At 73.0% G+C, this 14,126-nt stretch carries 11 protein-coding genes; 6 read left to right on the plus strand and 5 right to left on the minus strand.

Translation table 11 applies throughout. From position 1 onward, the window contains the following. Positions 1–98 precede the first annotated feature (98 nt). Genes typA through ABC138_RS06795 form a run of 5 tightly spaced genes read left to right on the plus strand, consistent with a single transcriptional unit; the run spans position 99 to position 6,900 of the window. Positions 99–1,994 carry a translational GTPase TypA gene (gene typA / locus ABC138_RS06775; RefSeq protein WP_068325797.1) on the plus strand — a complete coding sequence of 632 codons (1,896 nt, stop codon included), beginning with the start codon at positions 99–101 and terminating at the stop codon, positions 1,992–1,994. Between the two features lie 11 nt (positions 1,995–2,005). Next, the gene (locus ABC138_RS06780; protein ID WP_068325794.1) at positions 2,006–3,745 is read left to right on the plus strand and encodes an ABC transporter substrate-binding protein; all 1,740 of its coding nucleotides are present in this window, start codon (positions 2,006–2,008) and stop codon (positions 3,743–3,745) included. After that, complete coding sequence (gene mshB, locus ABC138_RS06785) at positions 3,742–4,662, plus strand: N-acetyl-1-D-myo-inositol-2-amino-2-deoxy-alpha-D-glucopyranoside deacetylase (protein ID WP_068325791.1); 921 nt, start codon at positions 3,742–3,744, stop codon at positions 4,660–4,662. Before ABC138_RS06780 ends, mshB begins: the two co-directional genes overlap by 4 nt. Continuing rightward, positions 4,659–5,147 (plus strand): flavin reductase family protein, encoded by a 489-nt coding sequence (locus ABC138_RS06790; RefSeq protein ID WP_068325789.1) that lies wholly within the window; start codon positions 4,659–4,661, stop codon positions 5,145–5,147. The genes mshB and ABC138_RS06790 overlap by 4 nt, the downstream gene beginning before the upstream one ends. 4 nt (positions 5,148–5,151) lie before the next feature. Further along, a complete protein-coding gene (locus ABC138_RS06795; RefSeq protein ID WP_345913095.1) occupies positions 5,152–6,900 on the plus strand; it encodes a VanW family protein in 1,749 nt (582 codons plus the stop codon). A gap of 19 nt (positions 6,901–6,919) precedes the next feature. Here the strand turns inward: ABC138_RS06795 and ABC138_RS06800 are convergent, their stop codons facing one another. The 4 genes from ABC138_RS06800 to ABC138_RS06815 are packed head-to-tail and all read right to left on the minus strand — an operon-like array spanning position 6,920 to position 13,081. Further along, positions 6,920–7,954, minus strand: a complete 1,035-nt coding sequence (locus ABC138_RS06800) for an ABC transporter ATP-binding protein (RefSeq protein WP_068325783.1) — start codon at positions 7,952–7,954, stop codon at positions 6,920–6,922. Continuing rightward, positions 7,951–9,453 carry an iron ABC transporter permease gene (locus tag ABC138_RS06805; RefSeq protein WP_245634727.1) on the minus strand — a complete coding sequence of 501 codons (1,503 nt, stop codon included), beginning with the start codon at positions 9,451–9,453 and terminating at the stop codon, positions 7,951–7,953. Before ABC138_RS06805 ends, ABC138_RS06800 begins: the two co-directional genes overlap by 4 nt. Positions 9,454–9,463: 10 nt before the next feature. After that, complete coding sequence (locus ABC138_RS06810) at positions 9,464–10,483, minus strand: iron ABC transporter substrate-binding protein (protein ID WP_068423234.1); 1,020 nt, start codon at positions 10,481–10,483, stop codon at positions 9,464–9,466. 21 nt (positions 10,484–10,504) lie between these two features. Then, positions 10,505–13,081 carry an AMP-binding protein gene (locus ABC138_RS06815; RefSeq protein WP_345913096.1) on the minus strand — a complete coding sequence of 859 codons (2,577 nt, stop codon included), beginning with the start codon at positions 13,079–13,081 and terminating at the stop codon, positions 10,505–10,507. A 61-nt stretch (positions 13,082–13,142) separates the two neighbouring features. Here ABC138_RS06815 and ABC138_RS06820 point away from each other — a divergent pair, with 61 nt between their 5' ends. Next, a complete protein-coding gene (locus ABC138_RS06820; protein ID WP_345913097.1) occupies positions 13,143–13,706 on the plus strand; it encodes a hypothetical protein in 564 nt (187 codons plus the stop codon). Here ABC138_RS06820 and ABC138_RS06825 read toward each other — a convergent pair. Continuing rightward, a complete protein-coding gene (locus tag ABC138_RS06825; RefSeq protein ID WP_345913098.1) occupies positions 13,688–14,107 on the minus strand; it encodes a GNAT family N-acetyltransferase in 420 nt (139 codons plus the stop codon). The two genes, ABC138_RS06820 and ABC138_RS06825, sit on opposite strands and share 19 nt — an antisense overlap. Positions 14,108–14,126 lie beyond the last annotated feature (19 nt).

Consider the following 14,126-nt stretch of genomic DNA (forward strand, 5'->3'; position numbering starts at 1 on the left):
TGCGGTGACAGCGGGAAAACCCTCGGCGCCACCGACGAAGGGAAGGTCACCCCCCTTCCATTTGGGGCATGGGGAGGTCGGCTGAGAGAATCGCGGACATGCCCATGACTTCCCGCAGCGACATCCGCAATGTCGCCATCGTCGCCCACGTCGACCACGGCAAGACCACCCTCGTCGACAAGATGCTCTGGCAGGGGGGTGCCTTCGGCGAGCACGACCACGTCGACGAGCGGGCGATGGACAGCGGTGACCTCGAGCGTGAGAAGGGCATCACCATCCTCGCCAAGAACACGGCGATCCACTACAACGGCCCCTCCGCGGCCGCCCACGACGCCCCCGACGGCGTCACGATCAACATCATCGACACCCCCGGTCACGCCGACTTCGGCGGCGAGGTCGAGCGCGGCCTGTCGATGGTCGACGGGGTCGTCCTGCTCGTCGACGCCTCCGAGGGCCCGCTGCCCCAGACCCGGTTCGTCCTGCGCAAGGCGCTCGCGGCGAAGATGCCCGTCATCCTCGCGATCAACAAGGTCGACCGTCCCGACAGCCGCATCGCCGAGGTCGTCGACGAGGCCTACGAGCTCTTCATGGACCTCGACGCCGACGAGGAGCAGATCGACTTCCCGATCGTCTACACCTCCGGCAAGAACGGCGCCGCGAGCCTCAACCGCCCCGAGGACGGCACCCTGCCGGACAACGACGACCTCGAGCCGCTCTTCAAGACGATCATGGAGACGATCCCGGCGCCGTCCTACGACGACGATGCCCCGCTCCAGGCGCACGTCACCAACCTCGACTCGAGCAACTTCCTGGGTCGGCTCGCCCTCCTGCGCGTCCACAACGGCGAGCTGCGCAAGGGCCAGCAGGTCACGTGGTGCCGCCACGACGGCACGACCGAGAAGGTCAAGATCACCGAGCTGCTCATCACCGAGGGCCTCGAGCGCAAGCCGCTCGACCAGGGGTCCGCGCGCCCCGGCGACATCATCGCCATCGCCGGCATCCCGGAGATCATGATCGGCGACACGATCGCCGATGCCGACAACCCGATCCCGCTGCCGGTCATCACCGTCGACGAGCCGGCGATCTCGCTGACCCTCGGCACCAACACCTCGCCGCTCGTCGGCCGCGGCCCGACCAAGGGCACCAAGGTCACCGCCCGCATGGTCAAGGACCGCCTCGACAAGGAGCTCGTCGGCAATGTCTCGCTCCGCGTGCTGCCGACCGAGCGCCCGGACGCCTGGGAGGTCCAGGGCCGTGGTGAGCTCGCGCTGGCCATCCTCGTCGAGCAGATGCGTCGCGAGGGCTTCGAGCTGACCGTCGGCAAGCCGCAGGTCGTCACCAAGGAGGTCGACGGCAAGGTCCACGAGCCCGTCGAGCGCCTGACGATCGACACGCCGGAGGAGTACCTCGGCGCGATCACCCAGGTCCTCGCCGCACGCAAGGGCCGCATGGAGCAGATGACCAACCACGGCACCGGCTGGATCCGCATGGAGTTCCTCGTGCCCTCGCGCGGTCTCATCGGCTTCCGCACCGAGTTCCTCACCGAGACCCGCGGCGCGGGCATCGCCCACCACATCTTCGAGGGCTACGAGCCGTGGTTCGGCGCCATCACCACGCGCGTCTCCGGCTCGCTCGTCGCCGACCGCTCCGGGCCGGTCACCGCGTACGCGATGGTCAACCTGCAGGAGCGCGGCTCGCTCTTCACCGAGCCGGGCACGGAGGTGTACGAGGGGATGATCGTCGGTGAGAACTCCCGCGCCGACGACATGGACGTCAACATCACCAAGGAGAAGAAGCTGACGAACGTGCGCGCGTCGTCGGCCGACAACTTCGAGAAGGTCGTCCCCGCCCGCAAGCTCAGCCTCGAGCAGTCACTCGAGTTCTGCCGCGAGGACGAGTGCGTCGAGGTCACCCCGGACGCGATCCGCATCCGCAAGGTCGAGCTCGCCGCCAACCTGCGCGCACGCGCGGCCTCCAAGGCCCGCAACTCCTGAGAGGAGCGCCGATGAGGCGCAGCAGAGGACTCACCGCCGTCGCGGTCGCACTCACCCTCGTGGTGGGTGCGACCGCGTGCACGGACGACGAAGGGGGTGCCCCCCGGGCCAGCACCACGTCCACCGAGGGCAGGGTGAGCGGCGCGAAGGACCAGCTGACCGTCGTCGCCGCGGGGCCGGTGGACGCCTGGGACCCGCAGCGCATCACCTCGCGCCAGGCCGCGGGTTTCGCCTCGCGCACCTGGATGCGCACGCTCACCGCCTACGAGCCCGCGACCGACCTCGCCGGGCAGCGCACGCTCACCGGCGACCTCGCCCGCAGCACCGGCCTGCCCAACAAGGACGCGTCGGCGTGGACCTTCACCCTGCGCAAGGGCGTGACCTGGCAGGACGGCTCACCCATCACCTGCCAGGACGTCCGGTACGGGGTCGCCCGCTCCTTCGACGCCAAGATCTCCTCCAGCGGCTACGCACTGAACTACCTCGACATCCCCAAGAAGCCGGACGGCACGTCGACCTACCGCGGGCCGATCGCGGCGGGCGGGACCTCGGCGAGGTCCAAGGAGCTGATCCAGGACGCCGTGGAGTGCAAGGACGCGCGCACGGTCGTCTTCCACCTCGCCGAGCCGGTCGGCAACTTCGACGAGGTCGTCTCGCTGCCCGAGTTCGCGCCGTACAAGCGCTCGCGCGAGGGCAAGGGCGGCTACGACGCTTTCTCCTCGGGCCCCTACGAGCTCGAGGACGGCTGGACCCCGAGCTCCGGCGGCACGTGGGTGCGCAACCGCGAGTGGGACCGCGCGAGCGACCCCCTGCGTCGTGTCGGACCGGCAACGATCCTGCACAAGGAGGGCGTCGAGCCCAAGGACGCGCTCGAGACGATCGTCGAGGGCGACGACGGCGGGCGCACGCTCATGCTCGACCCGCTCCCGAGCGCCCTCACCCCGGCCCTCGACGAGGCCGGCGAGACGGCCCAGTCGGTCGACGTCGACGGCCAGCTCGTCGACTACCTCGCGGTGAGCGCCACGAGCACGTCGCTGAAGAAGCAGGCCGTCCGCCGGGCCCTCGCCACCGCGACCGACCGGGAGGCCTACACGCAGGAGCGCGGAGCCGCGACCGGTACGCCGACGTGGTCACTGCTCGGCACGGCGCTGCCGTCCGCCCACGAGACCGTGCTCGACCGCGGGCCCGCCGGCGACGCCGCCGAGGCCCGCCGGATGCTCAGGAAGGCCAAGGTCAAGGTGCCCGTCAGGATCAGCGTCGCCCACCGCGGCGGCGACCTCGACGCCGCCATGAAGCGCCTCGAGGGTCAGTGGGAGGACGCCGGCTTCGACGTCACCCTCAAGGCCCTCGACGACGACTACTTCACGCAGATCGGTCAGCGCAAGGTCGCGCAGGAGCATGACGTCATCTGGGCCAACTGGGGTCCCGACTTCCCGTCCGCGGGCACCGTGCTGCCGCCGCTCTTCGACGACCGGATCAACCTGTCCAGGACCTCGGTCGGTCGCGACTACGGCGCCTTCGCCGACAAGGACGTCAACCGGGCCATGGACAAGGCTGCCCGCACCCGCGACCCCGCGGACCGCGCCGACGCGTGGGCGAAGATCGACACCGGGCTCCTCGAGGACGGGGCGTACATCCCCCTTCGCCAGAGCCGTCTGACGTACGCGGCCGGCTCCGAGGTCACCGCGCTCATCGGCAACCCCGTGTACGGAGGTGTCCCCGAGATCGGGGTCATCGGGGTCTCCGAGTGACCGCCGCCGAGCCCGTCGTGGTGACCGGGCGGCCGGCGCGGCTGCTCTTCGTCCACGCGCACCCCGACGACGAGTCCCTCGCGACCGGCGTCGCCATCGCCCACCACCTCGCCGTCGGCGACGACGTCCACGTGCTCACCTGCACGCTCGGCGAGCAGGGCGAGATCATCCCGCCGGAGCTGGCCCACCTGGATGCCGACCACGAGGACACGCTCGGCGAGTTCCGCAGGGACGAGCTGCGTGGGGCCATGACGGCGATCGGCGCCGGCAGCACCGTCCTCGGGGAGGACCAGGAGGCCGGTCGCCTCTCCCGCTGGCGCGACTCCGGCATGGCCGGGACCCCGAGCGCCGACGACCCGCGCGCCTGGGTCCGCTCCGACGACGCGGAGGCCCTCGCGGCCGTCGGCGAGGTCATCGCCCGGGTCGCCCCGGACGTCGTCGTCACCTACGACGCGCACGGAGGCTACGCGCATCCGGACCACATCCGCACCCACGAGGTGACCCGACGGGCCGTCGCCACGATGGACGCGGGGGAGCGACCGGCCCTCTTCGGGACCTTCACCCCGCGCTCGTGGGCGCAGGAGGACCGTCGCCTCCTCGCCGACCTCCTCGTCGGGGTCCCGCAGCTCGCCGACCTCGGGTGGACGCAACCGACGGGGGACTTCCCCCCTTCGGTTGTCGACGACGCGGTCGTGACCCACGCGGTGGTCGACGCGGACGCCGTCGCCGGGCAGGTCGCCGCCCTGCGGCACCACCGCACGCAGGTGACGCTCGGCCCCGCGCGCACCTACGCGCTGTCCAACGACATCGCCGCGCTGCTGCCCGGGCGCGAGGGCTACGCCCGCCTCGACCTGCGCACCGGCGAACCGGTGCCCGCGGACCCCGACGCGCGCCCGGGGCTGGTGGTCCGCCGATGAGCGGGCTGGCACCGACGGGCCTGCGGCACGCGATGGCGCACTTCGCGACCGGGGTGACCGTCGTGACGACCGTGCAGGACGGTCACGACCACGCGATGACGGCCAACTCCGTCACCTCCGTCTCGCTCGAGCCGCCGCTCGTGCTCGTCTGCGTCCAGAAGGACACCGGCTGGCACGAGGCCGTGACCGAGGCCGGGATCTGGGGCGTGTCGATCATGCCGCGCGACGGGCGACCGGCCGCGAGCTGGCTGAGCACCGGCGGGCGGCCGCTCCACGGCCAGCTGACCCGCATCCCGCACCACCGCGGCGAGCTCGGGGTCGCGCTCGTCGACGACGCACTCGCCACCCTGGAGTGCCGCACGAGCGGCCTGCACGACGCCGGGGACCACACGATCGTCGTGGGGGAGGTCGTCGCGAGCCGCGCCGACGCCCACCGGGATGACCCACTGATCTACTACCGCAGCCGCTACACGACCACGAGGTGACCACATGACGCAGGACGCGAACTGGACGGACGAGGACGTGCTCGACCGTCCCGGGCGGGGCCGTGGGCTGCTCGCCGGCGCCTTCGTGCTCGTCGTCATCGCCGCGCTGTACGCGGCGGCGGCGCTGTACCTCGGCGACAAGGTTCCGGCCGACACCCGCGTCGGCGGGGTCGCCATCGGCGGCCGGACCCCGAGCGAGGCGCAGCAGACCCTCGAGGCCGAGCTGGCCGACGAGGAGGCCGAGCCGGTCGTCGTCGACGTCGCGGGGACCCAGGTCGAGCTCGCGCCCGCGGACTCGGGCCTGTCCTACGACTACGAGGGGTCCGTCGCCGGGCTCACCGGGTTCAGCCTCAACCCTGCCGACCTGCTCGCCCACGTGCGCGGCGGCATCGAGCGTGAGGTCGAGGTCGAGGTCGACGAGGACGCGCTCTCCGCGGCCGTCGAGGACAAGACCAAGGCCCTGGACAAGAAGCCGGTCGAGGGCAGGGTGCGCCTGCAGGGCACGAAGATCGTCAAGACCGCCTCCAGGCCCGGCCTGACCGTCCGGCGCGAGGAGCTCGTGCAGGCGATCGCCGACGGCTGGCCGCGGACCCGCACCCACGAGGCGCCGACGAGCGCCCCGGCCCCGAAGCTCTCCCAGGCCGAGATCGACCGGTTCGTCGAGGACGACCTCGCCCCGCTCGTCTCCGGGCCGGTGACCGTGCGCACGACCGACCCGCAGGGCAAGGGCGCCGACAAGGACATCTCCTTCGGCGTCCCGGCCGAGTCGCTCGCCGCCGCGGTCTCGATCAAGGACACCGACGGCACGCTCTCCGCGAGCGTGGACGAGAAGAAGGTCGCCGAGAGCACGCTCGCCGCCGGCTCGGCCTCCGGGCACTTCCGCGAGGCCGTCGACGCGGGAGTCGTGCACCGCGGCGGCTCGCAGTTCGCGGTCACCCCCTCGCGCACCGGCCTGGCCCTGCGCGAGGACGGCCTGGGTGCGAAGGTCGCCGGGGCGATGACGAAGTCCGGCGACCAGCGCGCGGTCACGGTCGACTCGCAGGAGTCCGAGCCCGAGCTCACGACCGCCGAGGCCAAGAAGACGCTCCCGAAGGAGCAGATCTCCACCTTCACCACGTACCTGCCCGACAACCCCGTGCGCACCAGCAACATCAAGATCGCCGCCCGCCGGCTCAACGGCGCCTACGTCGCACCCGGCGAGACCTTCTCGATGAATCAGCGGCTCGGTGAGCGCACGCCCGGCAGGGGCTACCAGAAGGCGGGCGTCATCAACGCCGGGCGGCTGACCAACGACTACGGCGGCGGCATCTCGCAGCTGTCCACGACGCTCTTCAACGCGGTCTTCTTCTCGGGCGCGCGGATCGAGGAGTTCCACCCGCACTCCTTCTACATCTCGCGCTACCCCGAGGGTCGCGAGGCGACGATCTCCTGGCCGGACGTCGACAACCGCTTCACCAACGACACGGGCGCGGGCATCCTCATCACGGCGCAGGTCAACGGGGACGAGGTGACGGTGACCTTCCACGGACGCAAGCCCTACGACGAGGTCAAGGCCGACAAGAGCGCCCGTCGCAACATCACCCCACCGAAGAAGATCACCGACGACAGCAAGGGCTGCGTGCCCCAGTCGCCGGCGCCGGGGTTCACCGTCGACGTCAAGCGCAGCTTCGTCGAGGGCGGCAGGACGGTCAAGACCTCGACCTTCACCACGACCTACATCCCGCAGGACGACGTGACCTGCACCAGGTCCTGACGCTCGCGGCTCGCCCGCGTCAGTCCCGCGCGTAGACGAGCACCGGCCCGTCGACGCTCACCGGGACCTGCTCGCCCGGCTCGGGGGCGCGTCGGCCGGGCACGCGCACGCTGACGAGCGTGCCGTCGGCCAGCGCGACCCGCACGAGAGCGTGGGCCCCGTGGTAGCCGATGTCCTGGACGGTGCCGTGCGGGCAGCGCGGGGAGTCGGTGAGCGTGAGGTCCTCGGGCCGCACGACGACGTCGACCTCGGGAGCAGCCGGGACCTCGCCCCGCGCGGTGACGACGCCGAGGGCGCACGTGACACCACCGGTGCCCGGGTGGCCCGGCAGGCGCATGACGTCGCCGAGGAAGCCGGCCTCACGGGCGTCGACGGGCGCCTCGTACACCTCTCGAGGCGTCCCGATCTGGCTGAACCGTCCGTCGCGCATGATCGCGACCCGGTCGGCGAAGGACAGCGCCTCCTGCTGGTCGTGCGTCACGAGGATCGTGGTCGCCGAGGTCTCGGCGAGCGCGGTGGCCACCGCCTCGCGCGTGCTGGCGCGCAGTGCCGTGTCGAGCGAGGAGAAGGGCTCGTCGAGCAGGACGACGGCCGGGGACAGGGCCAGGGCCCGGGCGAGCGCCACGCGCTGCTGCTGGCCACCGGAGAGCTGGTCGGGGCGACGGGTCGCGGTGCTCGCGGGCAGTCCGACGAGCTCGAGCAGCTCCTCGACGCGGTCGCCGCGTCGCCGGGCCGGTCGGTCCATGCCGAAGGTGATGTTGCCGGCGACGTCGAGGTGTGGGAAGAGCCCGCCGTCCTGGCGCACGTAGCCGATGCCGCGGCGCTCGGGCGGCACCGAGCGACCCTGGCCGTGGACGACCCGGTCGCCGATGCGCACGGTGCCCGCGTCCGGGGTGAGGAAGCCGGCGATGACGCGCAGCAGCGTCGTCTTGCCGCCGCCGGAGGCGCCGAGGACGGCGGTGGTCGTGCCGGTCGGCACGGTGAGGTCGACCCCGTGCAGGATCGGCTCGGAGCCGTACCCGACGGTGATGCCGGCGATGTCGACGGTGCTCATTCTTCGATCCCACTCTGTCGGAGCATCAGGATGGTCAGGGGGGCGGACAGCAGGATCATCATCGCTGCGAAGGGGGCCGCCCCGGCGTAGTCGAACTCGTCGCTCGCGGCCCAGAAGGCGGTGGCGAGGGTCGAGGTGCCGGTCGGTGACAGCAGCAGCGTCGCGGTGAGCTCGGTGGCGGTCGCGATGGCGACGAGCGCGGCGCCGGTGAGGACGGACGGCAGGATGAGTGGCAGCACGACGCGGCGAAAGGCCGCCGCGGGGCTGCAGCCGAGCGAGCGGGCGGCCTCGCCGAGCTCCGGCGGCGCGGCGGCCAGGCCCGCGCGCAGCGAGACCATCGCGCGCGGGATGAACAGGATCGTGTAGCCGAGGACGAGGAGCAGCGGGCTCTGGTAGATCCCCGGCACGTAGCTCACCGACACGGTGATCAGGGCCAGGGCGATGACGACGCCCGGGAGGGAGCTGGCGACGTAGGTGACCCGCTCGAGGACGAGTGTCCAGCCGGAGCGGCGGCGGCTCAGCAGCCACGCGCCGGGCAGGGCCATGACCGTCGTGAGCACCGCGGCGGCGAGCGCGAGGGAGATCGTCGAGCCGGTGGTGAGCAGGAGCGAGGGCCGGATGCCGAGGTCGTCGGCGGGTGCCGCGAGGTGGGCGAGCAGCCACCTGCCGACGAGAGTGACCGGCACGACGAGGGCGACCAGGACGAGCCCGGCGAGGACGACGCAGGCCAGCGGCGCCCAGCGTCCGAGGCGCACCTGGGTGCCGCGACGGTGCACTCCGCGCCCGACGCGCGAGGTGCGGGCGGAGCCGCGCACGAGGTGCTCGAGGGTGAGCACGGTGACGCACAGCAGGGCGAGGACGAGCGCGAGCAGGCTGCCCTGGTTGCTGCTGAAGCTCACCTGGTACTGGACGAGGATCGCGGTGGTGAAGGTCGGGTAGCGCATCATCTCGAGCACGCCGAACTCCGCGAGGAGGTGCAGCCCGACGAGGAGGCCGCCACCGCTGATGGCCGGGCGCAGCCGCGGCAGGACGGTGCGTCGCCAGGCGGCCAGCGGGCTCGCGCCGAGCGCGCGGGCGTCCTCCTCGGGCGCGGCGTCGAGGTCGCGCAGGATCGCGGCGACGGGCAGGTAGACGAAGGGGAAGTACGCGGCGGTCGTCACCAGGGCGGCCCCCGCGAGCCCGTCGAGCCCGGGGCGGAAGGAGACCCAGGCGTACGCGGCGACGAAGGCAGGCACGGCGAGCGGGGCGCCGAGCAGGACCCGCCACACCCCGGCGAAGGGGAGGTCGGTCCGCTCGACGAGCCATGCGGCCCCGACCCCGATGAGGATGCACGCGGGGACGGTGACCAGGACGAGCAGGAGGGTGTTGCTGAGCAGCTCGGCCGTGCGGGGCCGCAGCAGGTAGTCGATGGCGCCCGCGGGCGAGCTCCCGAGACCGTCGACGGCGACGACGGCGATCGGGAGCAGGGTGATGGCCGCGACGATGATCGCCGCGGCCATCATCGGGTGCCTAGAGGAGGCCGGCATCGGTCATCAGCTGGGTCACCTTTTCGGAGTCGAGGTCGAAGGGGTCGACGGCGGGTGCCTGGAGCGACTCGAGCGTGGGCAGGTCGGGGTCGGAGTCGGCGCCCTCGGCGACGGCGTACTCCTTGGACCCGCTCGTCTCGAGAACCTGCTGGCCCTCGTCCGAGAGAATGTAGTCGACGAACTGCTGCGCCTCGTCGGGGTGCTTGGCGCCCTTGAGCACGCCGGCCGCGGACAGGCTGACGAAGGCGCCCGGGTCCTCGTGCTTGAAGTAGTGCAGCTTGGTGTTGGCCGTGCCCTCCTTGGTCTCGGCCTGGTCGCGGTACCAGTAGTAGTGGTAGATGACGCCCATCGGGACCTCGCCGGCGTTGACCGCCTTCATCGTCGCGATGTTGTTCTCGTAGATCCGGGCATTGGTCTTCATGCCCTCGAGCCAGCTCTTCGTCTTGTCCTCGCCCTGGTCGGCGAGCATCCCGGCGACGATGGCCTGGAAGTCGGCGCCGGTGGCGCCCGCGCCCCACTGGTCCTTGTACCTCGGGTCCTGCAGGTCCATGAGGGAGGCCGGCAGGTCCTTCTCCGAGACCTTGTCCGGGTTGTAGACGAGGACCGTGGAGCGGGCGGCGACACTGGTCCAGTCGCCGCTCGAGGGGCGCCGGTTCTCCGGGACCTGCTCCAGGGTCTTGGCGTCGATCGGGGCGAGCAGCTTGCTGTCCTCCACGAGGGTCATCGCGGGGCTGTTCTCGGTGAGGAAGACGTCGGCGGGGGACTTCGCGCCCTCTCGCACGATCTGGTGGCCCATCGAGGAGTCCTTGCCGGGGCGGACCTGGGTCTTGATGCCGGTCTTCTGCGTGAAGCCGTCCGCCCACGCCTTGGTGAGGTTGTCGTGCTGGCTGGAGTAGATCTGCAGCGCGTCCGGGTCGGTCGCCGGGCCGTCCGCGCCGCCGCAGGCGGCGAGGGCGAGGACGGACGCGCCGAGGGCGCTCACCATGAGGGTGCGTCGGGTCATCATCGAGGGGTCTCCGATCGATCAGGCGGTCCCGGCCCGGGGGCCGGTCGGGGCGGGGGTGGGACGTCGGTGCCGGGTGGCCAGGTCGGCCAGGGCGAGGGTCGGGCGCTGCAGGAGCCACCACAAGGCGACTCCCAGCGCGAGGGAGGCGATGAGGGCGGCCCACGGGTCGTCGACGACCCGGAAGACCTGCCACTGGACCAGGTAGATGTGCAGCGACGCGGCGGCGACGAGCCCGAGGGGCAGCACGAGCGGTCGCGGCAGCGGGACGCGCGGGACGAGGGCGAGGACGACGATCGCGACGAGCACCGTGAGGCCGCGGCTGGGCTCGACGAAGAAGTCCCACATCCCGACCGCGGTGAGCGCCAGGGTCGCCAGCCGCTGGCGGTGGGTGCGGGCCGCGCCGAGGGCCATGCCGAGGGCGAAGAGCCACAGGACGGACCCGGGCAGGCCGCGCGTCGCGCCGGTCGACTCCGGGACGAGGATCCATCGGGGGACCAGGGCGATCGCCGCGAGGGCCATGCTCCACGCCCACGGGTGGCGCACGTGGAGGCGGCCGAGCCCGGGCACGGCGACGAGCGCGAGCGCGAGGACGGTGCAGGCGAGCAGGGCCTCGATGAACCACAGGTTGATCCGCGCACCCCACTCGACCTCGCCGACGAGCCAGTTGACGAGCAGCACGTTCTCCCAGCCGTAGCCGGAGGCGGTGGCCAGCCCGAAGAGCGCGACGGCCATCGACGGCACCGCGAAGGTGGCGATCGAGCGCAGCCCGCGGCGGCGCCGCTCGGCGGGTCGGGGGTCGTCGAGGGTGAACCGGGTGAGCGACCAGCCGGCGAGCGCGAGGAGCGTGTGCGCGCCGCCGGGGACGGCGACGATCCCGAGGTGGCTGGCGCAGATCGCGAGGGCGGCGACCGCGCGCAGCACGACCGGGGTCTCCGCCCAGCGCACGAGGTCGCCGGGGGTGCGCGCCTGCGCCGCGAGAGCACGAAGGGGGACCCGGTGCCAGCCGTCGGGGAGGGGGCCGAGGACCCGCTCGAGCGCCACCGACGTCTGCACGAGGCTGTAGGAGTCGCCGCCGAGGTCGGCGAAGGAGCGGTCCGGGTCGACCTCGTCGCGCCGCAGGGCGCTCGCGACCACGGCCACGGTGGCGGCGAGGAGGTCACCCGTCGGCACGGCCTCGCCTCCCGTCGCCGCGAGCGCGCGCTCGCGGCAGGCGGCCCGGTCGGTCTTGCCGTTGGGGAGGCGGGGCAGGTTGCTCACTGTGTCGACGACGACGGCCCCGGGGGCCAGGCCGGCGGCCCGGACCGCGGTCTCGCGGACGGAGCGGACGAGGTCCGGGGCGCCCCCTTCGTCCGTGACGAGGGTGACGAGCAGGTGGCGGGCGTCGGCGGTGACGACCACCTCGTGGCCGGCGTCGGCGAGGGCGGCGGCGACCCGTCCGAGGTCGATGCGCAGCCCGAGGACCTTGGCGATCTCGTCGCGGCGCCCGATGACCCGCACGCGACCGCCGTCGAGCCGGCCGAGGTCGCCGGTGCGCAGCTCCGCGACCATGCGGCCGAGGGCGAGCTCGTCGGGGTGCTCGGCATAGCCGAGCATGACGCCGGGCCCGGTGAAGACGAGTTCGCCGACGTCCGGTCCGCCGCCGGGGACGTCGCGGTCGAGACGGAAGTCCGACCCGGCGATCGCCCGCCCGACGGCGTCGGGGTGCTCGAGGACCTCGGCGCCGCGCTGGATCGCCATGCGCGCGGTCGCCTCGGTCTGGCCGTACATGACCGCGAGCTCCCAGCCCTGCCGGCGACCGAGCGTCGCGAGCTCGCGCACCCGCTCGGCGCCCAGCGCACCGCCGGCCTGGGTGACGAGACGCAGCGCGGGCGTCCCGGCGCGCAGGCGCGCGTCGACGAGGTCGAAGGTGTGCGGCACCCCCGCGAGGACGCTGACGCCGTGCTCGGCCTGCAGCCTCCAGAACTCGTCGTCCGTCACGGAGCGCTCGGTGACGACGAGGCTGCCGCCGGCGAGCAGCGTGCTGTGCAGGACCGACAGGCCGTAGCAGTAGTGCAGGGGGAGCGAGGTGATCGCGCGGTCGCCCGCCTGCAGGGCGAGGCCCTCGGCGATCGCGGCCGCGTTGCTCGTGAGGTTGTCGTGCGAGAGGCGCACGAGCTTGGGGCTGCCGGTGCTGCCGGAGGTCGACAGCAGCAGCGCGAGGTCGGGGTGCAGCAGGTGCTGGGGCTCGGTCGAGAGGGCCTCGACGCGCTCGCCGACGAGCCGCACGTCCGGGGCGAACCGCTCGGTCACCGACTCCCCGCCCGGGCCGGTGACGAGTGCGACGTGGCCGGCCGCGAGCACCGCCAGGTGGGCGACGACGCCCGGCACGTCGCGGGTCGGGTGGAGGTGGACGAGGCGCCGACCGGTGGCGACGTCGGGCAGCCGGTCGGCGAGCGCCTGGACGCGCGCGGCGAGGTCGGCGTGCGTCAGCACCCGGGCGCCGTCGAGCAGCGCCGGACCGGTCGACCCGGGGTGGACGAAGGGAACCGCCGACCGGCCCCGGACGCGCTCGGGAGCCGGGGCGGCCGTCTCGGTGAGCGTCGCTGTGAGGGTCATGTTGGTGTGCCTATCCTTAGTACTCAGGGCGAGCGTACAACCGTCGACGTCAGGACCTCACATGCACACCCACGTCGTGGACACCTGGTGGTCGGACCTGCGGGCGATGGACCTGGACCTCCTGCCGCTCCTCGACCCGCTCGAGGCGTCCCGGGCCGCCGGCATCGCCCGGCCCGCGGACCTGGGGCGCTTCGTCGTCGGAGCCTGGCTGCTGCGGGTCGCGGTGGGGGCGGCGACCGGGGTTGACCCGCGCGCCGTGGTCGTCGACCGCACCTGCACCGACTGCGGCGGGCCGCACGGTCGCCCGATCGTCGACGGGGTGCACGCGAGCGTCGCGCACGCCGGGCCGCTCGTCCTCGTCGCCACCGCGCCCGTGCCGGTGGGCGTCGACGTCGAGTCCGGCTCCCGCGGAGGGGACATCGCCGCGTGGGTCGTGCAGGAGGCGACCTTCAAGGCCACGGGCGCACGCTCCCCGGCCGGCGTCCGGGTGGTCGGCCTGCAGGCGCCCCTGCCCGGCTACCACGCAGCGCTCGCGGTCGGTGGTGAGGCAGTCACCGGCGACGCGGTGGACGTGCGCGCGCACGGGCCGGAGGAGTCGGCGCTCGCTCAGCGCCGGGCGAGGTAGACGTACTCGTGGTGCGTCGTCAGGCCGAGGCCGCGGTAGAGGCGCTGGGCGGGCTCGTTGCCCGGCTCGACCTGGAGGTAGGTCAGGCTCGCGCCGGCGTCGAGAGCCGCGCGGGCGGCGGCGACCGTGAGCCAGCGGCCGATGCCGCGACCGCGGTGCGAAGGGGGGACGTGCAGGCCGTGGAGACCCGCCCAGCCGTCGTCGAGCGAGACCCGTACGACCCCGGCCGGTCCGTCGGCGTCGCGCGCGGTGAGGAAGACCTGTCGCGGCGGCCGCGCGAGGACCGCGCGCGCCGCGTCGAGGTGGTCTCGCAGGCGCGGTGACCCGCCGGCGAACCAGTCCTCGTCCGGGTGCGCGCCCGCGGCGATGGTGAGCCCGGCGGGTGCGACCGCCGCACCCACCAGCGTCTGCGTCCTGCCC

The organism is Janibacter sp. LM (genome assembly GCF_039631275.1).
GTDB classification, from domain to species: domain Bacteria; phylum Actinomycetota; class Actinomycetes; order Actinomycetales; family Dermatophilaceae; genus Janibacter; species Janibacter terrae.